22 protein-coding genes are annotated in these 22,983 nt (G+C 62.1%); 7 read left to right on the top strand and 15 right to left on the bottom strand.

What is annotated here, in order from left to right:
- From TU79_RS02130 to TU79_RS02120, 3 genes are all read right to left on the bottom strand, one after another.
- Complete coding sequence (locus TU79_RS02130) at positions 1-1,065, bottom strand: putative 2-aminoethylphosphonate ABC transporter ATP-binding protein (RefSeq protein ID WP_057006482.1); 1,065 nt, start codon at positions 1,063-1,065, stop codon at positions 1-3.
- Between the two features lie 143 nt (positions 1,066-1,208).
- A complete protein-coding gene (locus TU79_RS02125) occupies positions 1,209-2,072 on the bottom strand; it encodes a LysR family transcriptional regulator (protein ID WP_057006481.1) in 864 nt (287 codons plus the stop codon).
- Between the two features lie 16 nt (positions 2,073-2,088).
- Entirely contained in the window at positions 2,089-4,314 is a 2,226-nt protein-coding gene (locus TU79_RS02120; RefSeq protein ID WP_057006480.1) for a heavy metal translocating P-type ATPase, read from the bottom strand.
- A gap of 85 nt (positions 4,315-4,399) precedes the next feature.
- Between TU79_RS02120 and cadR the strand changes: the two genes are divergently transcribed.
- Complete coding sequence (cadR, locus tag TU79_RS02115) at positions 4,400-4,840, top strand: Cd(II)/Pb(II)-responsive transcriptional regulator (protein ID WP_057006479.1); 441 nt, start codon at positions 4,400-4,402, stop codon at positions 4,838-4,840.
- A gap of 74 nt (positions 4,841-4,914) precedes the next feature.
- On the opposite strand, the gene TU79_RS02110 is transcribed toward cadR, so the two are convergent.
- Both TU79_RS02110 and lgt read right to left on the bottom strand, forming a co-directional pair.
- Positions 4,915-5,748, bottom strand: a complete 834-nt coding sequence (locus TU79_RS02110; RefSeq protein ID WP_057006478.1) for a thymidylate synthase — start codon at positions 5,746-5,748, stop codon at positions 4,915-4,917.
- Positions 5,749-5,795: 47 nt separating this feature from the next.
- Positions 5,796-6,608: a prolipoprotein diacylglyceryl transferase gene (gene lgt / locus TU79_RS02105; RefSeq protein WP_057006477.1), complete on the bottom strand. Its 813-nt coding sequence runs from the start codon at positions 6,606-6,608 to the stop codon at positions 5,796-5,798.
- A 215-nt stretch (positions 6,609-6,823) separates the two neighbouring features.
- Here lgt and TU79_RS02100 point away from each other — a divergent pair, with 215 nt between their 5' ends.
- Positions 6,824-7,570 carry an NRDE family protein gene (locus TU79_RS02100; protein WP_057006476.1) on the top strand — a complete coding sequence of 249 codons (747 nt, stop codon included), beginning with the start codon at positions 6,824-6,826 and terminating at the stop codon, positions 7,568-7,570.
- 64 nt (positions 7,571-7,634) lie between these two features.
- Here the strand turns inward: TU79_RS02100 and ptsP are convergent, their stop codons facing one another.
- Together ptsP and TU79_RS02090 are read right to left on the bottom strand one after the other, a co-directional pair.
- Positions 7,635-9,914 carry a phosphoenolpyruvate--protein phosphotransferase gene (gene ptsP / locus TU79_RS02095; RefSeq protein ID WP_057006475.1) on the bottom strand — a complete coding sequence of 760 codons (2,280 nt, stop codon included), beginning with the start codon at positions 9,912-9,914 and terminating at the stop codon, positions 7,635-7,637.
- A gap of 22 nt (positions 9,915-9,936) precedes the next feature.
- Positions 9,937-10,416 (bottom strand): RNA pyrophosphohydrolase, encoded by a 480-nt coding sequence (locus TU79_RS02090; RefSeq protein ID WP_003234706.1) that lies wholly within the window; start codon positions 10,414-10,416, stop codon positions 9,937-9,939.
- A 143-nt stretch (positions 10,417-10,559) separates the two neighbouring features.
- Here TU79_RS02090 and TU79_RS02085 point away from each other — a divergent pair, with 143 nt between their 5' ends.
- The gene (locus TU79_RS02085) at positions 10,560-11,216 is read left to right on the top strand and encodes a histidinol-phosphatase (RefSeq protein ID WP_057006474.1); all 657 of its coding nucleotides are present in this window, start codon (positions 10,560-10,562) and stop codon (positions 11,214-11,216) included.
- A 200-nt stretch (positions 11,217-11,416) separates the two neighbouring features.
- Here the strand turns inward: TU79_RS02085 and TU79_RS02080 are convergent, their stop codons facing one another.
- Together TU79_RS02080 and ilvA are read right to left on the bottom strand one after the other, a co-directional pair.
- Positions 11,417-11,830: a DUF2269 family protein gene (locus tag TU79_RS02080; protein WP_057006473.1), complete on the bottom strand. Its 414-nt coding sequence runs from the start codon at positions 11,828-11,830 to the stop codon at positions 11,417-11,419.
- A gap of 40 nt (positions 11,831-11,870) precedes the next feature.
- Complete coding sequence (gene ilvA, locus TU79_RS02075; protein ID WP_057006472.1) at positions 11,871-13,385, bottom strand: threonine ammonia-lyase, biosynthetic; 1,515 nt, start codon at positions 13,383-13,385, stop codon at positions 11,871-11,873.
- A 137-nt stretch (positions 13,386-13,522) separates the two neighbouring features.
- On the opposite strand from ilvA, the gene rpiA reads away from it, so the two are divergent.
- Positions 13,523-14,194 carry a ribose-5-phosphate isomerase RpiA gene (gene rpiA / locus TU79_RS02070; protein ID WP_057006471.1) on the top strand — a complete coding sequence of 224 codons (672 nt, stop codon included), beginning with the start codon at positions 13,523-13,525 and terminating at the stop codon, positions 14,192-14,194.
- Between the two features lie 53 nt (positions 14,195-14,247).
- On the opposite strand, the gene TU79_RS02065 is transcribed toward rpiA, so the two are convergent.
- The 4 genes from TU79_RS02065 to TU79_RS02050 all read right to left on the bottom strand — a co-directional run bounded on the left by TU79_RS02065 (position 14,248) and on the right by TU79_RS02050 (position 18,649).
- Positions 14,248-15,162 (bottom strand): SdiA-regulated domain-containing protein, encoded by a 915-nt coding sequence (locus tag TU79_RS02065; protein WP_057006470.1) that lies wholly within the window; start codon positions 15,160-15,162, stop codon positions 14,248-14,250.
- Positions 15,163-15,284: 122 nt separating this feature from the next.
- Positions 15,285-16,211: an SdiA-regulated domain-containing protein gene (locus TU79_RS02060; RefSeq protein WP_057006469.1), complete on the bottom strand. Its 927-nt coding sequence runs from the start codon at positions 16,209-16,211 to the stop codon at positions 15,285-15,287.
- Between the two features lie 355 nt (positions 16,212-16,566).
- The gene (locus TU79_RS02055; RefSeq protein WP_057006468.1) at positions 16,567-17,232 is read right to left on the bottom strand and encodes a fumarylacetoacetate hydrolase family protein; all 666 of its coding nucleotides are present in this window, start codon (positions 17,230-17,232) and stop codon (positions 16,567-16,569) included.
- Between the two features lie 22 nt (positions 17,233-17,254).
- Positions 17,255-18,649: an FAD-binding oxidoreductase gene (locus tag TU79_RS02050; protein ID WP_057006467.1), complete on the bottom strand. Its 1,395-nt coding sequence runs from the start codon at positions 18,647-18,649 to the stop codon at positions 17,255-17,257.
- A 205-nt stretch (positions 18,650-18,854) separates the two neighbouring features.
- Between TU79_RS02050 and serA the strand changes: the two genes are divergently transcribed.
- A complete protein-coding gene (gene serA / locus TU79_RS02045; RefSeq protein WP_057006466.1) occupies positions 18,855-20,084 on the top strand; it encodes a phosphoglycerate dehydrogenase in 1,230 nt (409 codons plus the stop codon).
- A gap of 66 nt (positions 20,085-20,150) precedes the next feature.
- Here the strand turns inward: serA and TU79_RS02040 are convergent, their stop codons facing one another.
- Positions 20,151-20,591, bottom strand: a complete 441-nt coding sequence (locus TU79_RS02040; protein WP_057006465.1) for a DUF4399 domain-containing protein — start codon at positions 20,589-20,591, stop codon at positions 20,151-20,153.
- Positions 20,592-20,721: 130 nt separating this feature from the next.
- On the opposite strand from TU79_RS02040, the gene TU79_RS02035 reads away from it, so the two are divergent.
- Positions 20,722-21,195 carry a transporter substrate-binding domain-containing protein gene (locus tag TU79_RS02035; RefSeq protein WP_057006464.1) on the top strand — a complete coding sequence of 158 codons (474 nt, stop codon included), beginning with the start codon at positions 20,722-20,724 and terminating at the stop codon, positions 21,193-21,195.
- Between the two features lie 266 nt (positions 21,196-21,461).
- Here the strand turns inward: TU79_RS02035 and TU79_RS02030 are convergent, their stop codons facing one another.
- The gene (locus TU79_RS02030; RefSeq protein ID WP_057006463.1) at positions 21,462-22,094 is read right to left on the bottom strand and encodes a 2OG-Fe(II) oxygenase; all 633 of its coding nucleotides are present in this window, start codon (positions 22,092-22,094) and stop codon (positions 21,462-21,464) included.
- A gap of 131 nt (positions 22,095-22,225) precedes the next feature.
- Between TU79_RS02030 and TU79_RS02025 the strand changes: the two genes are divergently transcribed.
- Positions 22,226-22,978: a DUF2059 domain-containing protein gene (locus tag TU79_RS02025; RefSeq protein ID WP_057006462.1), complete on the top strand. Its 753-nt coding sequence runs from the start codon at positions 22,226-22,228 to the stop codon at positions 22,976-22,978.
- The last annotated feature ends 5 nt before the right edge of the window (positions 22,979-22,983 follow it).

Genomic DNA, 22,983 nt, shown 5'->3' with positions numbered 1-22,983 from the left:
TCAGGCGAACACCTGCAGGCTGCGCGGCGGCAGGGCCACCCAAATGTGCTGGGCGCCCAGGCGCGGCATGGCTTCCGGGGCCAGTTCGGCCAGCAGCGGGTGGCCGGGCAAGTGCTCCAGCTCGAAGCTCATGCGGCAGCGGTTGCCGAGGAACGTGATCTCGCGCACCTTGGCCGGAAACAGGTTCTCTTCATGCACGGGCGGGTTGACGCTGATGGCTTCCGGGCGGCAGAACAGCCGCCCGGAGGTGGCCACGCCCGCGTCGTCGGCCAGGCGCAGGTTCAGCCCGCCGACCTGAGCGTGGCTGGCACTGTTGCGGCTGAACGGCAGCCAGTTGCCCTGGCCGACAAACTCGGCCACGAACGGCGTGGCCGGACGGTCGTAGATCGCCTGGGGTGTGGCGTATTGCTCGACCTTGCCGTTGTTCATCACGGCAATGCGGTCGGCCATCAACATGGCTTCGTCCTGGTTATGGGTGACCATCAGCGTGGTGACGCCCAGCCGCCGTTGCAGTTGGCGCAGCTCGGTGCACAGGTGTTCGCGCACCCGGGCGTCGAGGGCCGACATGGGTTCGTCCAGCAACAGCAACGACGGCGCCGGGGCCAGGGCGCGGGCCAGGGCCACGCGCTGCTGCTGGCCGCCGGAGAGTTGGCCGGGGTATTTCTTTTCACTGCCGACCAGGTCCACCAGTTCGAGCATCTGGCCGACGCGCTGGCGCACTTCATCGCGGCCGCTGCCGGTGAGGCCGTAGCCGATGTTCGCTTCGACGGTGAGGTTGGGAAACAGCGCGTAGGACTGGAACAGAATGCCGTAGTCCCGCGCCTGGGGCGGCAACAGCGATACGTCGCGCTCGCCCAGGTAAAGCTCACCGCTGTCCTGGCGCTCAAGGCCGGCGATGCAGCGCAGCAAGGTGGTCTTGCCGCAACCGGACGGGCCCAGCAGGCACACCAACTCGCCGGCGGCGACGTCCAGGGACACGTTGTCCAGCGCGGTGAAGGCACCGAAGCGTTTCTGGATACCGCGCACGCGCATCGGCGCGCCGGGGTTGTTCAGGGCTGTGGTCATGGGGGCACCTCATCAAACGGATGAAGGCCATGCTAGGGCGGCAATGCGTCGCGGGTGTGGCAGGAAGGCAAAACACGGTGATAGTGGTATTGGTGGGTTTGGGTAGGCCTTAAGGAATGAGTTGTCTGGGCCACCACAAAACCTCAGAGCGGCGACATCTCCTGCGCCAACCCCAGAAACGCCGCCGGCAAGCGCGCGCCCTTCCTCTCCTTGAGGCAGTACAGATACTCCGGAATCTGCGGCGCATTCTCGATGGTCAGCACGCGCAACTGCGGGTCATGGGGCACTTCCTGTCGCGCAATGATGCTGATGCCGATATTGCGCAGCACCGCCTCGCGGATCGATTCGCGGCTGCCGATTTCCAGCAGCGGGCCGTAACTCACGCCAGCGCCCTGCAACATTTCTTCGGTCAGCCGGCGCGTGGTGGAGCCTGCTTCGCGCATCAACAAGGTGTGCCCGGCCAGCGCCGTCAGCGGCACATGATCGAGCGTAGCCAGCGGATGATTGCGATGCACCGCCAGCACCAGCGGGTCGCTGCCCAATACGCGACGAATCAGACGGGGGTCTTCCAGCAGTTGCGAGGACGCGGCGACGTCGACACGGTAGTCATCCAGCGCTTCAAGCACCTGCTGCGAGTTGCCGATTTCCACCGACACATCCACCAGTGGCAGGCGCTCGCGGAAGGCTTTGACCAGGTCGAGAATGTAATACGGTGCCGTGGCGGCAATTCTCAGAGCGCCCTGCACCTGGCCGTTGTTGCGCAGGAAAAACTCGATATCCGCTTCCTGCTGCAACAGCGCCTTGACCATCGGCAGCATCCGCGCGCCGTCGTCGCTGACCGTCAGGCGGCGCCCGCCACGGTAGAACAGCTCAATGCCGTACTGGCTTTCCAGATGACGAATCTGGGTGGTGACGGTGGGCTGGCTCAGGCCGAGCTTTTTTGCCGCCTGGGTGATGCTGCCCAGGCGGGCGACCATGAAAAACGCTTTCAGCTCGGCACTCAGCACACCCGCCCCTCATCGTTTATTTGCGCAACAGGCGCAGGCCATTGAACACCACCAGCAGGCTCACGCCCATGTCGGCGAACACCGCCATCCACATGGTGGCCATGCCGAGGAAGGTGACGGCCAGGAAGATCGCCTTGATCACCAGCGCCAGGGCGATGTTCTGCTTGAGGATACGCGAGGTTTGTCGCGACAACCGAATGAATGCCGGGATCTTGCGCAAGTCATCGTCCATCAGCGCGACGTCGGCGGTTTCGATGGCGGTGTCGGTGCCGGCCGCCGCCATGGCAAAGCCGATTTCGGCGCGGGCCAGGGCCGGGGCGTCGTTGATGCCGTCGCCGACCATGCCGACGCGGTGGCCCTGCTGGTAGAGGGTTTCGATGGCTTGCAGCTTGTCGGTGGGCAACAGGTCGCCCTGGGCCTGGTCGATCCCGACCTGGGCGGCAATCGCCTGCGCTGTGTGGGTGTTGTCGCCGGTGAGCATCAGGGTCTTGATGCCCAGCGCGTGCAATTGCTGGATGGCTTCGCGGCTGCTGTCTTTCACCGTATCGGCCACGGCGAACAGCGCAAGCGGGCCGGACGCGTCGAGCAGCAGCACCACGGACTTGCCTTGTTTCTCCAGGGCGAACAGTTTTTCTTCCAGTTCGGGCGAGCACAGGCCCAGGTCTTCCACCAGGCGGTGGTTGCCCAGGTGGTAGGTCTGGCCATTGATATCGCCGCGCACCCCGCGACCGGCCAGGGCTTCGAAGTTATCCACAGCGAGCACCGACAGTTTTTTATCCACCGCCGCGCTGGCGATTGCCAGCGACACCGGGTGGTCGGAACGCCCGGCCAGGCTGGCGGCAAGCGCGGGGGCGCTGTCTTCGACGGTGGGGAACAGCGCCAGGTAATCGGTTTGCACCGGCTTGCCGTGAGTGATGGTGCCGGTCTTGTCCAGCGCCAGGTAGTCGAGTTTGTAGCCGCCCTCGAGGTACACGCCGCCCTTGATCAGGATGCCCTTGCGCGCCGCCGCCGCCAGGCCGCTGACGATGGTCACCGGTGTGGAAATCACCAGTGCACAAGGGCAGGCCACTACCAGCAGCACCAGGGCGCGGTAGATCCAGTCGAACCAGACGCCGGCCATGAACAACGGCGGGATGATCGCCACGCCCAGGGCAAACAGGAACACCACGGGGGTGTAGATCCTCGAAAAGCTGTCGACGAAACGCTGGGTCGGCGCGCGGGCCCCCTGGGCCTGCTCCACGGCGTGGATGATCCGCGCCAGCGTGGAGTTGTTGGCTGCGGCCGTCACCTTGTACTCCAGGGAACCGGCCTGATTGATGGTGCCGGCGAAGACCTTGTCGCCCACGGTCTTTTCGATGGGCAGACTTTCACCGGTGATCGGCGCCTGGTCGATGGTGGACTGGCCGGCGGTGACTTCACCGTCCAGGCCGATGCGCTCGCCGGGTTTAACCCGCACGATGGCGCCGAGATCGATACCTTTGACGTCCTTTTCGACCCAGCTGCCGTCCGCCTGCTGCACCGTCGCCTGCTCCGGCGTCATCTGCATCAAGCCGCTGATGGCATTGCGCGCACGGTCCAGGGACTTGGCTTCGATCAACTCGGCCACGGTGAACAGGAACATCACCATCGCCGCTTCCGGCCACTGGCCGATCAACACGGCGCCGGTCACCGCGATGCTCATCAGCGCGTTGATGTTGAGGTTGAGGTTCTTCAGGGCGATCCAGCCCTTTTTGTAGGTGGTGAGGCCGCCGCTGAGGATCGACACCAGTGCCACCAGCGCAATCAGCCAGGTCGGCGCCACGCCGGAAAAATGCAGCACCTCGGCGCCCAGCGCACCGACGCCGGACAACGCCAGCGGCCACCAGTGTTTTTTCGCCGGCGGCTCGGCGGCCGGCGTGCCCTCTTCAATCGGATCGGCCTGCATCCCCAGGGACTTGATCGCCTCGACGATCGGCGCGGTGCTCGGCAGGTCATGGGTGACGCCAAGGATGCGATTGATCAGGTTGAATTCCAGCTGCTGCACACCGACCAGCTTGCCCAGTTTGTTCTGGATCAGCGTTTGCTCGGTGGGGCAGTCCATCGCTTCGATACGAAAACTGCTCAGGCGCGAGCCCGCCGTGGGTGCCTCGCTCAGTTGCACCCGCGCCGGTGCCGGCGTGCCGGAACAGCAGGCGCCACCGTGGCTGTGCACGGGCGTGAGTTTTTTGGGTGCATGATCGTGGGTGTGCAGGGAATCGCTCATTCTGTCGCGTCCTTAAAGGTGCCTGTTGCGAAGTAAAGACCCTGTAGCCACTATAGGGTCAAGCACCCATTTGGAGATTGCTGCAATGAAGATCGGCGAACTGGCCAAACACACCGACTGCGCGGTGGAGACCATCCGCTACTACGAGAAGGAAGGCCTGCTGCCGCCGCCGGCGCGCACCGACGCCAACTACCGCGTGTACACCCAGGCGCACACCGAGCGGCTGATCTTCATCCGCAACTGCCGCAGCCTGGACATGACCCTCGAAGAAATCCGCAGCCTGCTTGGCCTGCGCGACAGCCCGCAGGATCAGTGCGAGAACGTGAATGCGTTGATTGATGAGCACATCCACCATGTGAAAGCGCGGATCGACGGGCTGCTGGCATTGCAGGAACAGCTGCTCGACCTGCGCCAGCGCTGCGGCGGCGGGCCGGAATGCGGGATTCTGCAGCGGCTGGAGGTAAGCGGGAGCGTGCAGGCCAGCGAAGCGCAGCCTTCGCACGTGGGCCGCAGCCACGGGCACTGATACCGCCAGGATTAACACCAGATCCAAATGTGGGAGGGGGCTTGCTCCCTCCCACATTTGACCGAGAACGACACTTAGATCGCGACGTCAGCCTTGATGCTCGGATCGGCGTCGTAGCCCACGATCTCGAAATCTTCAAACCTGTAATCGTAGATCGACGCAGGCTTGCGCTTGATCACCAGCTCCGGCAGCTTCTTCGGCGTGCGCGCCAGCTGGGTGCGGATCTGCTCCATGTGGTTGCTGTAGGCGTGGGTGTCGCCGGTGGTGACGATGATCTCGTGGGGGATCAGGTCGCACTGCTGGGCCAGCATGTGGGTGAGCAACGCCAGCGCGGCGGTGTTGTACGGCAGGCCGAGGAACACATCGGAGCTGCGGATATACAACTGCATCGACAGGTGGCCGTCATGCACGAACGCCTGGTACAGCAGGTGGCACGGCGGCAAGGCCTGCTTGCCGTTGCGCGCGTTTTCCTGGGGGCTCTTGGTTTCGTCGGGCAGGTACTCGACGTTCCAGCCGTGGAACAGGATGCGGCGGCTGTTGGGGTTGGTCTTGAGCGTGTGCACCATGTAGTCGATCTGGTTGATGGTGCCGCCGTCTTGGGTCGGCCAGGCGGTCCACTGCTCGCCGTATACCGGGCCGAGGTCGCCGTCTTCGGTGGCCCATTCGTCCCAGATTTTTACGCCGTTTTCATTGAGCCACTTGATGTTGGTGTTGCCGCTCAACATCCAGATCAGTTCGTTGGCGATGCTTTTGAAGTGCAGTTTCTTGGTGGTCAGCAGCGGGAAGCCGTCGGCCAGGTTATGCCGGTACTGACGGGCGAACACGGCTTTGGTGCCGGTGCCGGTACGGTCGCCCTTGGTCAGGCCATTGGTCACGACGTCGTTCAGCAGTTCGAGATATTGCTTCATGTGCTTACCTGTATCGTTGAAGCCGAGGCGCGCCTCGGCATTCGTATTTAAAGCGCGGCGTTCTTGATGCCTTGCGGGCGATTGTAGGCCCACCACAGCATGCCCAGGCCGGCGATGATCATCGGCAGGCTCAGCACTTGCCCCATGGTCAACCAGCCCCACGCCAGGTAGCCCAACTGGGCGTCCGGCACCCGCACGAACTCGACGATGAAGCGGAAGATCCCGTAGAACAGCGCGAACATCCCCGAAACGGCCATGGTCGGGCGTGGCTTGCGCGAAAAGATATAAAGGATAAGGAACAGTGCCACACCTTCCAACGCGAACTGGTACAACTGCGACGGGTGGCGCGGCAGTTGCGCCGGGTCGCTGAACGGCGGGAACACCATGGCCCACGGCACGTCGGTCGGCTTGCCCCACAACTCGGCGTTGATGAAGTTGCCAATGCGCCCGGCGCCCAGGCCAATCGGCACCATCGGCGCGATAAAGTCCATCAGTTGGAAAAACGACTTGCCGTTGCGGCGGCCAAACCACCAGGCGGCGATCATCACGCCGATAAAGCCGCCGTGGAACGCCATGCCGCCCTTCCACACCTCGAAGATCAGCGTCGGGTTGGCGACGTACGCCGGCAGATCGTAGAACAACACATAGCCCAGTCGCCCGCCAACGATCACGCCCATCGACAACCAGAAGATCAGGTCGGAGAGCTTTTCCTTGGTCCAGGTCGGGTCGAAGCGGTTCAGGCGCCGGGACGCCAGGAACCAGGCACCGCCGATGCCGACCAGGTACATCAACCCGTACCAGTGGATTTTCAGCGGACCAATGGCCAGGGCCACCGGGTCGATCTGCGGGTAAGGCAGCATTGCGACTCCTCGTTAAACAGTTAGTCATGACGCACCGGACCATGCCGATGCGCGATTAAGCCTGCGTTACAGCGGCCAGATCAATCAGGAAGTTCACATACAACCAAACAGCCCGGCATGTTAACGGATGGAAGGTGCGCGGCCCAACTGCGTTGTCATGGAACGCCTGCGGTTGTGTGGGTAGAGTGGCAAAAAACACAACAGGGAATCACCCGATGTGCCTGATTGTCTTCGCTTGGCGGCCGGGCCATGCCCAGCCGCTGATCGTCGCGGCCAACCGCGACGAGTTCTACGCACGCCCCACGCTGCCGCTGGCCCAATGGCCGGACGCGCCTGATGTTTACGCCGGCCGTGACCAGGAAGCCGGTGGCACCTGGCTGGGAATCAGTGCCGACGGGCGCTTTGCCGCCCTGACCAATATCCGCGAGCCGCACCAGCCACCGGCACGCACCTCACGCGGTGAGCTGGTGGCACGGTTTCTCAGTGGTTCGCAGCCCATTGACCAATATTTGGCCGAAGTTAATGGCCGTTCGATTGAATACGCCGGGTTTAACCTGCTGCTGGGTACGCGGGACGAGATGTGGCACTACAACGCCAACGAGAGCCAGCCAACCCGTTTGAAGCCTGGGGTTTATGGCTTGTCCAATGCCGGCCTGGACACACCCTGGCCGAAGTTGCTCAAGGCCAGGGCGGCGCTGGGCGAGTTGCTGGAAGACCCACAGCCGCACGCCTTGCTGGCGATCATGAGCGACCCGCAGACCGCACCGTTTGCGCAGTTGCCGGATACCGGCGTGGGGTTGGCCACCGAGAGTCTGTTATCCAGCGTGTTCATCGCCAGCGCCAGTTACGGAACGCGGGTGAGTACGGCGCTGATTGTGAATGCCGACGGTACGCGGCGCATGGTAGAGCGCAGTTTCGGGCCGCAGGGTGGGCGGTTGGGTGAAATCGAACTCAACCTCTAATCCCAAAACAGATTCAATATGGGAGGGGGCTTGCTCCCTCTCACATTTGGATCGTCTGCAGCATTCAGAGCGTCTTGGCAGAACCCGGGTTGATCATCCGCGTCAGCCCCAGGTTTTTCAGCGCCAGTTGCAGCGAGCTGTGGATAACTTGCGGGTTGTCGATGGTCATCAACGTGGCCAGCAGCTCCTTGGCCATGCCCAGCTCCACCTGACGCAGCATCCACTTCACCTTCGGCAAGTTGGTGGCGTTCATCGACAGGCTGTCAAAGCCCATCGCCATCAGCAGCACCGCCGCTGCCGGGTCGCCGGCCATTTCGCCACAGATACTCACCGGCTTGCCTTCGGCATGGGCGTCGCGCACCACATGTTGCAGGGCTTGCAGCACTGCCGGGTGCAGGTAGTCGTAGAGGTCGGCCACGCGCGGGTTGTTGCGGTCCACGGCCAGCAGGTATTGGGTGAGGTCGTTGGAGCCGACCGACAGGAAGTCCACTTGCCGCGCCAGCTCCTTGGCCTGGTACACCGCCGCCGGGATTTCGATCATCACGCCAATCGGCGGCATCGGCACGTCCGAACCTTCGTCGCGCACTTCGCCCCAGGCGCGGTGGATCAGGTGCAGCGCCTCTTCCAGCTCGTGGGTGCCGGAGATCATCGGCAGCAGGATGCGCAGGTTGTTCAGACCTTCGCTGGCCTTGAGCATGGCGCGGGTCTGCACCAGGAAGATTTCCGGGTGGTCGAGGGTCACGCGGATGCCGCGCCAACCGAGGAAGGGGTTGTCTTCCTTGATGGGGAAATACGACAGGGATTTATCGCCGCCGATATCGAGGCTGCGCATGGTCACCGGCAACGGGTGGAACGCCTGCAATTGCTCACGGTAGATCGCCAGCTGTTCCTTCTCGCTCGGGAATCGCTGGTTGATCATGAACGGCACTTCGGTGCGGTACAGCCCGACGCCTTCGGCACCGCGCTGTTGCGCGCGGGCAACGTCGGCCAGCAGCCCGGTGTTCACCAGCAGCGGCACGCGGTGGCCGTCGAGGGTCACGCAGGGCAGTTCGCGCAGCGAATCGAGGCCCAGGGCCAGCTGTTTCTCTTCCTCCACCACCTCGGCGTACTGCTTGCGCAGCAGCTCGCTGGGGTTGGTGAAAACTTCACCACGATGGCCATCGACGATCATGTCGATGCCGTCGACTTTGGAATACGGCAGTTCCACCAGGCCCATCACCGTCGGGATGCCCATGGCCCGAGCCAGAATCGCGACGTGGGAGTTACCCGAACCCAATACCGACACCAGGCCCACCAACTTGCCCTCCGGCACTTCGCCGAGCATGGTGGCGGTCAGTTCTTCACTGATCAGGATGGTGTTGTCGGGGTAGACCAGGTTGGTGGTGCGGTCTTCCTGCAGGTAGGCCAACAGACGGCGACCGAGGTCGCGCACATCCGAGGCGCGTTCACGCAGGTAGGCGTCGTCCATCAATTCGAAACGGTTGACGTGATCGGTGACCACCTGACGCAGGGCGCCCTGGGCCCACTGGCCGGTCTTGATCACGGTCTTGACTTCGTTACCCAGGGACGCGTCGTCGAGCATCATCTGGTACACGTCGAACAGCGCGCGCTCTTCGGGGCGCAGCTGGGTGGCCAGCTTGGTCGACAGGTTGCGCATGTCGGCGCGCACGCCTTCCAGGGCGGTCTTGAACAGTTTGATTTCGGCGTCAATGTCCTTGACGGTCTTGTCCGGCACCACATCGAGGTCGGCCGGCGGCAACATGACCACGGCCGTACCGACCGCTGCGCCCGGCGAACCCGGCACGCCAATGAACTTGGCCTCCTGGATACCCTTGCCCTCACGGCCCAGGCCGCGAATCGAGCCCGTCGCTTCGGCGTGGGCGATAACCCCGGCGAGCTGCGCGCTCATGGTCACGAGGAAGGCTTCTTCACCCTCGTCGAACTGACGACGCTCTTTTTGCTGGATGACCAACACGCCGACGACGCGGCGGTGGTGAATGATCGGTGCGCCGAGGAAGGACGCGTAGCGCTCTTCGCCGGTTTCGGCAAAGTAGCGGTAACGGGGGTGATCGGCTGCATGTTCAAGGTTGAGCGGTTCTTCACGCGTGCCCACCAGACCCACCAGACCCTCGTTGGGCGCCATGCTGACCTTGCCGATGGAGCGCTTGTTCAGACCCTCGGTGGCCATCAGCACAAAACGGTTGGTCTCGGGGTCCAGCAGGTAGACCGAGCAGACCTGGCTGCCCATGGCTTCCTTGACGCGCAACACAATAATCCCCAACGCCGCCTTGAGATCCTTGGCGGAGTTAACTTCCTGGACGATCTTGCGCAGCGTATTGAGCATGGCTCGGGGTCGAACTCCGTCGTCAGTCGCGCGATAAAAGGCGCGGGGCAAGCTCTTTGAGCGCGCGACGATACACTTCGCGCTTGAATGTCACCACCTGGCCCAACGGGTACCAATAGCTGACCCAGCGCCAGCCATCGAACTCCGGTTTACCGGTCAAATCCATCCGCACCCGCTGCTCGTTGGAGATCAGGCGCAAAAGAAACCATTTCTGCTTCTGGCCGATGCACAGCGGCTGGCTGTGGGTACGCACCAGGCGTTGCGGCAAACGATAGCGCAACCAGCCACGGGTGCAGGCCAGAATTTGCACATCTTCGCGTTCAAGGCCCACTTCTTCGTTCAACTCACGGTACAAGGCGTCTTCAGGGGATTCGTCGGGGTTGATTCCGCCTTGAGGAAACTGCCAGGCATCCTGGTTGATTCGGCGAGCCCATAGCACCTGTCCGGCATCATTCGTAAGAATGATCCCGACATTAGGACGGAAACCATCGGGGTCGATCACGGCAACAACCTCGCAAACGCATGTCGCCGCATTGTTCCACAAAGGTTGATCAAGCGGCAACGAGGCTTCTTAGCTTATGTGCACTCTTGTGAAAAGTCCGTATTCTGGACGCCTTTTTACAGACTTTTCAGCGAGTAACCGCAATGCGCCTGGCTTTATTCGACTTGGACAACACCCTCCTCGGCGGTGACAGCGACCACGCCTGGGGCGATTACCTGTGCGAGCGCGGGATTCTCGACGCAGTGGCCTACAAAGCGCGTAACGACGAGTTCTATCAGGACTACCTGGCCGGGCGACTCGACAATGCCGCCTACCTGAACTTCAGCCTGGAAATCCTCGGCCGTACCGAGCGGGCCCGGTTGGACGAATGGCACCGCGACTTCATGCGCGACTGCATCACGCCACTGATGCTGCCGCTGGCGCAACAGCTGCTGGCCAGGCACCGCGCCGCCGGCGACAAGCTGGTGATCATCACCGCGACCAACCGCTTCGTCACTGCGCCGATTGCCGAACGGCTGGGGGTCGAGACGCTGATCGCTACTGAATGCGAAGAGGTTGATGGGCGTTATACCGGGCGCAGCACCGACATACCGTGCTTTCGCGAAGGCAAGGTGACGCGTTTGGACCGTTGGCTGGAAGAGACCGGCTACAGCCTGGAAGACAGCTATTTCTACAGTGACTCGATGAATGATTTGCCGTTGCTGGAGCAGGTGACACACCCGGTGGCGGTAGACCCGGACCCGAATCTGCGGGCTGAGGCCGAGAAGCGTGGCTGGCCGGTGATTACCTTGCGCGGCTGATATGGCTCCTGTGGCGAGCAGGCTTGCCCTGCGTTGGGGTGCGAAGCGCCCCCAATCCAGCAAAATGCGGTGTACCTGATACGCCTCAGCGCCTGGTTTTGGGGCTGCTGCGCAGCCCAACGCAGGACAAGCCTGCTCGCCACAGGGAATCTGCGCTTAACTGAACGGCATTAGGGCAAGCCCGCTCGCCACAAAAAAGCTCAAACCGGCTTGGCCCCCATCAACCCGGCAATCACCACAAACCCCGCCAGGCTGACCACTGCCAGCACCCGCGTAACGTTCAGGCTGCCACCCTCGCCCCTGCGCAGGCGATTGAGCCGCGCCACCAGCCAGAACCAGGCCAGCGCGGCCACGGTATACACAATACTCGAGCCCAGAATCCAGGTTTGCCCCAGCGGCCAACCCGTCAAGTGTGCCAGCCACCAGCCGGTGAACGGCATGCTCACCACGCACACACCCATCAATAACCATACAAACACCCACGGGCGCTGCAGGGTCACCGCCGGGCCTGCGCTGCGTTTGCGCCAGGCCAGCAGCGCCAGGCCAATACCGCTGAGCAACAGCAATACCGTGGCAGCAATGTGGATAACTTTCAGGGTGATCAGGGTTTCCATCGCTCGTATTCCTTAAAAGGTCGCGCCTGCAGCGTAGCCGCTAACCGAGGAAGAGTGTGTAGGCCGGGTTCTCGCTTTCATCCCAGTACGGATAGCCAATCGCCTCTAGGGCCGCCGGCACCAGGTGACGTTCGTCCGCCGGTACTTGCAGGCCGGCGACCACACGGCCGTCTGCCGCACCATGGTTACGGTAGTGAAACATCGAGATGTTCCAGCGCCCGCCCAGTTTATTAAGGAAGTTGAACAAGGCCCCCGGCCGCTCCGGGAACTCGAAACGGAACACCAGCTCATTGCTGACATGCGCCGCGTGCCCGCCGACCATATGGCGAATGTGCAATTTGGCCAGTTCGTTTTCGGTCAGGTCCACCACCGGAAAACCCTGCCGGGTGAGGCTGGCAATCAGTGCGCTGCGCGGGTCGTTGTCTGGGTGGGTCTGCACGCCGACAAAGATGTGCGCCTCGCGGCCGGAGTGGTAGCGGTAGTTGAACTCGGTGATCTGGCGCTTGCCCACAGCCTCGCAAAACGCCTTGAAGCTGCCCGGCCGTTCGGGGATGGTCACGGCGATAATGGCTTCGCGGCCCTCGCCCAGTTCGGCGCGCTCGGCCACATGGCGCAGGCGGTCGAAATTGACGTTGGCGCCGGAGTCGATGGCAACGAACGTCTGCCCGCTGACGCCGCGAGTCTCCACGTATTTCTTGATGCCGGCCACGCCCAGTGCGCCGGCGGGCTCGGTGATGGAGCGGGTGTCGTCGTAGATGTCCTTGATCGCCGCGCAGATTTCATCGGTGCTGACGGTGATCACTTCATCCACATAATCCTTGCAGATCTCGAAGGTGTAATGGCCGATCTGCGCCACCGCCACGCCATCGGCAAACAGCCCCACGGTCGGCAACACCACGCGTTCGCCGGCGGCCATGGCCTCTTGCAGGCAGTTGGAATCGTCCGGCTCGACGCCGATGACCTTGATCTCCGGGCGCAGGTATTTCACGTACGCCGCGATGCCGGCGATCAGCCCGCCGCCGCCCACCGGTACGAAAATCGCGTCCAGAGGCCCCGGGTGCTGACGCAGAATTTCCATCGCCACGGTGCCCTGCCCGGCAATGGTGTGCGGATCATCGTAGGGGTGGATGTAGACGTAGCCTTGCTCGTCGACCAGCTTGAGCGAGTAGGCCAGCGCCTCCGGGAAGGAGTCGCCGTGCAGCACCACGATACCGCCCCGGGAGCGCACGCCTTCGACCTTGATCTCGGGCGTAGTCTTGGGCATCACGATGGTGGCTTTGACCCCCAGCACCTTGGCCGCCAGGGCCAGGCCCTGGGCGTGGTTGCCCGCCGACGCGGTGACCACGCCGCGTGCGCGCTCCTCGCTGCTGAGCTGGGTGAGCTTGTTGTAGGCGCCGCGAATCTTGAATGAAAACACCGGCTGCAAGTCTTCGCGTTTGAGCCAGACCTTGTTGTCCAGGCGTTCGCAAAGCTGCGGGGCGATCTGCAACGGGGTTTCTACGGCAACGTCGTAAACGCGCGAGGTGAGGATCTTTTTGACGTAGTCTTCAAGCATCGGCGGCAATCACTGGGCGAGTGGGACAGGACCGGTGAGTCTAACCCGGCCTTTGGCCGTACGACCACACGAATCCCGAGGTTTTGTTGGGTTATACTCGCCGCCCTCGATAACTCCCCGCCCGTTCCGGAGCCCGCATGACCCAGGATCAACTCAAACAGGCAGTGGCCCAGGCCGCTGTCGATTTAATCCTTCCCAGACTCGACGACAAAAGCGTCGTCGGTGTCGGCACCGGCTCCACCGCCAACTGCTTTATCGATGCGCTGGCCCTGCACAAGGGCGCGTTCGACGGCGCCGTGGCCAGCTCCGAAGCCACCGCCGCGCGCCTCAAGGGCCATGGCATTCCCGTGTATGAACTCAACACTGTGAGCGACCTGGAGTTCTACATCGACGGCGCCGATGAGAGCGACGAGCACCTGAACCTGATCAAGGGCGGCGGCGCAGCCCTGACCCGCGAGAAGATCGTCGCGGCCGTGGCCAACACCTTTATCTGTATCGCCGATGCCAGCAAGCTGGTGCCGGTGCTCGGCGCTTTCCCGCTGCCGGTGGAGGTGATCCCCATGGCCCGCAGCCACGTGGCCCGCGAGCTGGTGAAGCTGGGCGGCGACCCGGTGTACCGCGAAGGCGTGCTGACCGACAACGGCAACATCATCATTGACGTGTTCAATATGCAGATCACTGATCCGGTGGCGCTGGAAACGCAGATCAATGCCATTGTCGGCGTGGTTACCAACGGCCTGTTCGCTGCTCGCCCGGCGGATGTGTTGTTGCTCGGCACTCCTGAAGGCGTGAAAACCCTCAAAGCCTGACACCGTCGCTAACTGTGGGAGCAAGCCCCCTCCCACATTGGATCTTCAGCGGTTCAAGCGTCCGGTTTCTTGAACACATAAAACAGGTTTGGCTCGCTCACCAGGTACAGGCTGCCCTGGTCGTCCATGGCGATTCCTTCGGCCTGCGGCACACGCTTCTTCAGGCCATGGCGTCCATTGAGCAACGACAAGGTGCTCAATGGGCGACCGTCGATATCCAGTTCCAACACCAGAAACGACTCATCCGACAGCGCCAGCAAATGGCCGCTGCGCTCGTCGTATTGCAGGCTCGACAGGTCGCGCACGAACAGCCCGGCATCGCGCTTGGGGTTATTGATCACGTGCACCGAGTAGGTTTTTTCCGCTTTGAAATGGGGAAAGCCGTGGACCTCGTAGATCAGCATCGGGTCGCGCTCCTTGGCGACGAACAGGCGCTTGCCCACCGAGTCGTAGGCCAGGCCTTCAAAGCCCTTGTTGCTGCCCATGTGCATGCCCAGGGTCATTTGCTCGGCGTCGGCCGCGTCGAGAAATTGCGTGTCATCGTCCACGTGCACCTTGATCAGCCGTTGCTGGCGCTCATCGCTGATCACATAGATGTTGTCGCTGATGAACTCCACCGCCTCGGCATCACCAAACCCCACCAGCGCAATGCGCCGCAGGATCCTGCCGTCCAGGGACAGCTCGATCAGTTCGGCGTTTTTGTTGGTCACGGTAAACAGGCTTTTGCGCACCGGGTCGTAGGTGAGCGCCGAGACATCGTCGTCCAGGCCTTCGATTTTCTGCGCTTCCAGCGTGACCTGGTAATCAGCCAGGCCGATGGAACGCTGATCCACCGGCTGGCGCCACACTTGCCAGTTGAACCAGGCCCGTTCGAACAGGCGAAACTGCTGGGCGACGACCACGCCGGCCACTAGGGCGATCAACAACAGGATGAAAAAAGCAGGTTTGGGACGGGCAAGTCGACGCATCGGGGCGGGCTCGGAGGAAAAAACTGGCGAATAGATATCAAGGTCGCCTGAATTTAAACTTAAACGCGCCCGGCTGTCTGGCGAATGCCGTTTACAGGGATCAAACCGACGCAATCCGCCGGTTATTTATGCTTTTCGAAACGGTAGAACAGGTTGGGCTCACTGACCATGTACACAGTGCCCTCGTCATCCATGGTCACCCCTTCGGCGCGGGGAATGGTGTTTTTCAGGCCATTGAAACCGCCGAGCAGGGTCATGAAGCTGACTTGCCTGCCATGCTCGTCCAGCTCCAGCAGCAGGTGCGAATCGGCCGACAGCACCAGCAGGTGACCGGTACGCGGGTCGACCGCCAGGGCCGAAAGGTTGCGTACATCCAGTTCGTTGCTGCTCAGCTTCTGCTTGGCGCCGACCAGGGTCTGGCTGCCATCGCTTTTCCAGGTGAACAACGCAGGCGGGCGCTCTTCGCCGAGCACCAGTTGCTGATTGCGCGAGTCCCAGGCGACGGCTTCAAAGGCTTTGTTCTGGTCCTTGGACGGGCCGAGGTCGTAACTGGGGAAATCGGCTTTGTTCAGCGCCGTGGTATTGGCGTCGATCTTGACGATGGTGAGGCTGTGCTGACGCTCGTCGACCACCGCCATCAAGCCGTTTTCCATCACCGTCAGGGCTTCCGGGTTGTTCCAGCCATTGAGCGGCATCTTGCGCAGCACGTCGCCTTGCAGGCTCAGCTCGACCAGAAACGGGTTCTTGCCCATCACCGAAAACAGCGTTTTGCTTTGCGGGTTGTAGGAGACGTCCGACGCCTCATCCCCTTCCATCCCAGGCAGCAATTTGGCGTCGATCACCGCATGATAGTCCGGCAGCCAGATGCTTTGCTGGCGTTCCGCCGGGGATTCGAAGCGCTCCAGCACCCACAGCACGCCCCGGTCGTCCCAATGCATGGCCCAGGCCACGCCATACAGCACCGCAGCGGCCAGGAATACCCAGGCATACCAGCGCATGAAACGGCGGGGGCGAAGCGTAGGTTTGGAGGTAGGCAGAGGCACGGCCATGGGTCGCTTTTCCGGAAAGTCAGCGGTAGGGAATAGCACAGGATGCGAAGGGCTGCGCGTTAGAAGCGGGGATTATCCAGACGGCGTGTGAAAAAAATGCAAACACGGTAGTGCACGCCGCAACACTCTGTGGCGAGCGGGCTTGCCCCGCGCTGGGCTGCGCAGCAGCCCCAAAACCAGGCGCTGTGCAGTGTCAGGTGTACCGCGCTTTTCTTGATTGGGGGCGCTTCGCACCCCAACGCGGGGCAAGCCCGCTCGCCACAACGGGCGCGTTTGCCACGGAGGCTCCAGTTGGCGGCGCGACAGCGCAAGTCGACGATGTGCGGAGCCTCCCACAGTTTTTGATCGCGTTCTTTTAGCGAACGACGCTTTCGAAGCGGGTGCCGCCCGCCAGTTCCAGCACCAGTTCATCGCCCACGTTCAGCGGGCCCACGCCGGCGGGGGTGCCGGTGAGGATGACGTCGCCAGCCTGCAGCGAGAAGCAGCCGGCCATGTGCTGGATCATCGGAATGATCGGGTTGAGCATCAGCGCGCTGTTGCCGTCCTGGCGCACTTCGCCATTGATGGTCAGGCGGATGCCGATGTCGGTGACGTCCGGGTACGTGCTGCTCACCACGAAGGGGGCAATCACCGCCGCGCCGTCGAACGACTTGGCGATTTCCCAGGGCAGGCCCTGGGATTTGAGTTCGGCCTGCTTGTCGCGAAGCGTCAGGTCCAGGGCCGGGGCGAAGCCGGAGATGGCGTCCAGCACTTCTTCACGGTTGGGGTTGTTCGACAGGGGCTTGCCGATCAGCACCGCGATTTCCGCCTCGTAGTGCACCGAGCCGCGCTCGGTGGGGATGGCGAAACCACCCTCCAGCCCGACCACGCAACTGCCCGGTTTGATGAACAGCAGCGGCTCGGTGGGCACCGGGTTGTTCAGTTCCTTGGCATGTTCGGCGTAGTTACGCCCGATGCACACCACTTTGCCCAACGGAAAGTGGATATTGGTGCCGTCGATATACTTGTGCTGGTAGCTCATGGAACGACTCCTTCAGGTGCGTTTAAACAGCGAAGATCTTGCCAGGGTTCATGATCCCGTTCGGGTCGAATACCGCTTTCACGGCTTTCATGTAGTCGATTTCAACCGGTGAGCGGCTGTAGGCCAGGTAATCGCGCTTGGTCATGCCCACGCCGTGTTCGGCGGAGATCGAGCCGTTGTACTTCTGCACGGTTTCGAACACCCACTTGTTCACGGTGGCGCACTTGGCGAAGAACTCATCCTTGCTCAGGTTTTCCGGCTTGAGGATGTTCAGGTGCAGGTTGCCGTCGCCGATGTGGCCGAACCAGACGATTTCGAAGTCGGGGTAGTGCTCGCCAACGATTGCATCGATTTCCTTGAGGAAGGCCGGGACCTTGGAGACCGTCACCGAGATGTCGTTCTTGTACGGCGTCCAGTGGGAAATGGTCTCGGAGATGTACTCGCGCAACTTCCACAGGTTGTGCAACTGGGTGTCGCTCTGGCTCATCACGCCGTCCAGCACCCAGCCCTGCTCCACGCAGTGCTCGAAGGTTTCCAGCGCCTGGTTGGCGACGTCTTCGGTGGTGGCTTCGAATTCCAGCAACGCGTAGAACGGGCAATCGGTCTCGAACGGCGCGGGCACATCGCCACGGGCCATGACCTTGGCCAGGGCCTTGTCGGAAAAGAACTCGAAGGCGGTCAGGTCCAGCTTGCCCTGGAACGCGTGCAGCACCGGCATGATCGAGTCGAAGTCGGTGGTGCCCAGCACCATGGCCGTGAGGTTTTTGGGCGCTCGGTCCAGGCGCATGGTGGCCTCGACCACAAACCCCAGGGTGCCTTCGGCGCCGATAAACAGCTGGCGCATGTCATAGCCGGTGGCGTTCTTGATCAGGTCGCGGTTCAGCTCCAGCACATCACCCTTGCCGGTGACGACCTTCATGCCGGCCACCCAATTGCGGGTCATGCCGTAGCGAATCACCTTGATTCCGCCGGCATTGGTGCCGATGTTGCCGCCAATCTGGCTGGAACCGGACGAGGCGAAGTCCACCGGGTAGTACAGGCCGTTTTCCTCGGCGACGTTCTGCAACTGCTGGGTGACCACGCCCGGTTGGCACACGGCGGTGCGGTCGGTGAGGTTCACGTCGAGGATCTGGTTCATGTAGTCGAACGACACTACCACTTCGCCATTCGCCGCGACCGCCGCTGCGGACAGCCCGGTACGCCCGCCGGATGGCACCAGCGCGACCTTGCGCTCATTGGCCCAGCGAACGATGGCCTGCACCTGCTCGATGGTCTTGGGGAAGACGATGGCGGTGGGCGCGGGGGCGAAGTGTTTGGTCCAATCCTTGCCGTAGGTTTCCAGGGAGCCGGCATCGGTCAGCACCTTGCCGGGCTCAACCAGGGTCTTCAGCTCATCAATCAGGGCAGCCTGGGTCATCGACAGAACTCTCGAACAATTCATGGTCATCCTGAGAACGCTTCACGTCGCAGGAATAGGTGTTTAGCGGGGTGCGTATGCTAGCATACCGCCCCCGCAGGACAGACCCAAAGGGCGTTTCTGCGGTGACGGCTTTCCTGCCGTCCGGGTCAGCTTGCGCTGCTCGATTCCCTGCCATTTTTCTCCGGGATACAGGTTTACGCAGATGAGCAAGACTTCTCTCGATAAGAGCAAGATCAAGTTCCTTCTTCTGGAAGGCGTCCACCCATCGGCCGTCGACGTCCTGAAGGCCGCCGGGTATACCAGCATTGAGTACATCACCAGTTCTCTGCCGGAAGCCCAACTGAAGGAAAAGATCGCCGATGCGCACTTTATCGGCATTCGCTCCCGTACTCAGCTGACCGAAGAGATCTTCGATCATGCCAAGAAACTCGTGGCAGTCGGCTGTTTCTGCATCGGCACCAACCAGGTTGACCTGAACGCTGCGCGCGAGCGCGGCATCGCGGTGTTCAACGCACCGTATTCCAACACCCGCTCCGTTGCGGAGCTGGTGCTGGCCGAGGCCATTCTGCTGTTGCGCGGTATCCCCGAGAAGAACGCTTCCTGCCACCGTGGCGGCTGGATCAAGAGCGCGGCCAACTCCTTCGAGATCCGTGGCAAGAAGCTGGGCATCATTGGCTACGGCTCGATTGGCACGCAGCTGTCGGTGCTGGCCGAAGGCCTGGGCATGCAGGTGTTCTTCTACGACACCCTGACCAAGCTGCCATTGGGCAACGCCACTCAGGTGTCGAGCCTGAACGAGCTGCTGGGCATGTCCGATATCGTCACCCTGCACGTACCGGAAACCTCCGAGACCCAGTGGATGATGGGCGAGAAGGAAATCCGCGCAATCAAGAAAGGCGGGATCCTGATCAACGCCGCGCGCGGCACCGTGGTCAAGCTGGATGCACTGGCCGACGCGATCAAGGACAAGCACCTGATCGGCGCCGCCATCGACGTGTTCCCGGTGGAGCCGCGCTCCAACGACGACGTCTTCGAAAGCCCGCTGCGTGGCCTGGACAACGTGATCCTGACCCCGCACATCGGCGGTTCCACCGCTGAAGCCCAGGCCAACATCGGTCTGGAAGTGGCCGAGAAGCTGGTCAAGTACAGCGACAACGGTACGTCGGTGTCGTCGGTCAACTTCCCGGAAGTGGCCCTGCCGGCTCACCCTGGCAAGCACCGCCTGCTGCACATCCACCAGAACATCCCGGGTGTGATGATGGAGATCAACAAGGTGTTTGCGGAAAACGGCATCAACATCTCCGGTCAGTTCCTGCAGACCAACGAGAAGGTCGGCTACGTGGTGATCGATGTCGACGCCGAGTACTCGGACCTGGCGCAGGAGAAACTGCAGCACATCTCCGGCACTATCCGCAGCCGCGTATTGTTCTGACGTTTCACGCTGCACAAAAAAATGGGAGACCCGCAGGGGTCTCCCATTTTTTTAGCCGAACAACGCTTACTTGACGTTAACGGTGATGACCTTGGACACCACGGTCGGGTTGAACTGCATGTGCAGCTTGTCGCCCGCCACCAGTTGCAAGGTGTGCTTGCCCGGGGTGAGGGTCAGTTCGGTTTCGGTCTGGGCTTTGCCGTAATGGATCACGGTGTCGGTGGCCGGGATCGGCAGCTTGGCGTCCGGCAATTCCTTCTGATCGATCAGCAGGTGATGGTGACCGGTGCCGGCGGCCTGCTCGGTGGCCGGGGCCAGCTTCAGGCCTTCCATGCCGAACTTGACGGTGAAGGTCTTGTCGACGGTGGCGCCGTCCTTGGGCGAGACGATAAACACCTTGGCACCCTCAGGTGGAGCGCTGCGCGGGATGCCGTCAGCGGCGCCAGCCAACATCGATGCACCCAGCAGCAGGCTGGCCAGGGCGGTACGAGACATAAGGGCTTTCATTCGCTTCTCCAGTTTTGTATGAAATCTGTAGGTTCAGGACAACTTCGCGACATATTGCTGTCCAAGGCACTCGACACCCTGACAAAGCGATGCTGATCGGCGCCTCGCACATTCGAATCTAGGAGTGACCATGCGCTTCTCGCCTGGCCTGTTACTGTTGCTACCCCTCTTGAGCCCCCTGGCTCACGCCGAGTTGATCGACGATATCAACGATCGCGGCGAACTGCGCATCGTCCTGCAAGCCAATACGCCGCCTTACAACTTCAAGGATGGCGACAAACTCACCGGTTTTGAAGTGGAGCTGGGCGAACAACTGGCCAAGGAGATGGACCTGCGCCCCTCGTTCATCACCACCGATGACGCCGACATGCTGTCGGGCGTGGAAACCGGCAAGTACGACGTGGCCATCAACCATATCGCTATGACTGCCGAGCTTGAGGATCGTTTCGATTTCAGCGAGGCGTACAGCGAGAAACCCGAGCTGGCGATTCCGTTTCAGAAGGGCAACCCGGCGTTCAAGGTAAGCCTGGACAACGCGTTGCATCGGGTGAAGGCCGATGGCCGGTTGAAGGCGCTGTCGCAGAAATGGTTAAAGCCCGAGTAACACGCGGTGAATGTGCAAGGCGCTGGAGCCTCTGTGGCGAGCGGGCTTGCCCCGCGTTGGGGTGCGCAGCGCCCCCAATCAAGGAAAACGCGGTGTGCCTGACACTGCACTGCGCATGGTTTTGGGGCTGCTGCGCAGCCCAACGCGGGGCAAGCCCGCTCGCCACAACAAGCCCGCTCGCCACAAAGATGTGGTTACCTGAAATTTCAGGTTTTGAATCAGCACATTATTTTTTGATAAGCACTGGGTCCCGGCCGAGTCAATGCTTAGAAAGGCTCATTGCCGCGCCGGCGAAACCAGCCCGTAAGCGACAGCCGTTCGCGCGTGGCGGGCAACACTTCGTGGGGTACTTCGCCCGACAGGAACACCACCAGGCTGCCGCCGGTGGGCACCACATCGTGTTCGGTGCCGCCCTTGAGGTACATGCGCAACTGGCCGCCGTGCTCGGGCAGCCAGGCGTCATTCAGGTAGATAACGGCCGATACCATGCGCCGATCATCGTCGCGAAAACGGTCCACATGCCTGAGATAAAATGCGCCGGGCGGGTACATCGCAAAATGGCTTTCGAAATCTTCCAGGCCCAGGAACAGGCCACGGTTCATGGCCAGGCGCAGGCTGTCCATCACGGCCATGTAAGTGTCGCAAACGGCAGCGTCGCCCTCCTCCAGCCACTGGATATGGTCACCGCGAATCCCCTCGCGAATCTCCTGCGCCAGGCCGCGCCCCACGGCCGCCGGCGCCAGTTCACCTTCGGCCGCACGTTTACGGCACTCAGCCGCCAACGCCAGGGTCAGAACCTCGGGCAGGAAGGCGTGCTGCTGCGACCAGCCTTTTTCGGCCAGGTCGTCGACAATGCGTTGCAGCAAGGGGTGATCGAGGGGTATTTGCATGGCGCGCATAGTATCCATACGCCTGGGAATTCGACAGCGCCGTCGAGCGACTGAATACACTTTAGTCAGGTGACTGATAGGACTTCTCGACAAATCCTACGCCCGACACGGACAATAGTGGCCGACTGACAGGAGTCCTTATGCGTCGTTTGTTTTTTTCCTTGCTGATGTTCTGCGTGTTGCCCGCCTGGGCAGACGGCCATGACCAGTTGTACAAGGTCGCCGGCTGGGCCGAACAACGTGCGCATTTCAATGACGCCCTCAGCGCCGCCCAGCAGCGCTATCGCAACAGCCTGCCGCCGGCGGTGTATCAGGCGCTGGTGGACAACAGCAACAAACGCTTCGCCGCCCAGGCCATGGACCAGCGGGCCGAGGCGCAGCTGCGCAAGCACTTGGCCGACCCGCAACCGGCGCTGAGTTTTTTCCAGTCGCCGCTGGGCCGCAAGATCGTCGCCGCCGAGTTGCTGGCCACGCGCCGCGACCAACTGGCGAAAAACGCCCAGGGCCTGCCGAAAATCCAGGCCGACGCCACCCGCAGCCTGATCATCGGCCACCTGGCCCAGGCGTTGCCCGCCCGTGAAGCCGGCGCGGAAGTCAGCCTGGCGATTGCCGGCGTGGCGGCCGACAGCCTGAGCCAGATGATCCCCGGCTTGCTCGGCGGCGGTCAGGCCCAGGGCATGTTGAACGGGCAACGCGAACGGCTGATGCAGCAGATCGACAAGGACCTGAACAACACCTTGCTGTACGTCTATCGGGATTTGTCCGACCCGGAGCTGGAGGAATTCGCGACCTTTGCAGAGTCGCCGCAGGGCAAGGCGTATTACCAGGCGGCGCTGGCGGCGATCCGGGCAGGACTGGCGGTGGGCCAAAGCACTTCAAGCCTGGCACCATAAAAAAT

Origin of the sequence: Pseudomonas trivialis (assembly GCF_001439805.1) — a bacterium.
Classification (GTDB): domain Bacteria; phylum Pseudomonadota; class Gammaproteobacteria; order Pseudomonadales; family Pseudomonadaceae; genus Aquipseudomonas; species Aquipseudomonas trivialis.
The sequence above is the reverse complement of the archived record's forward strand: the minus strand, read 5'-3'. Positions and strand labels throughout refer to the sequence as shown.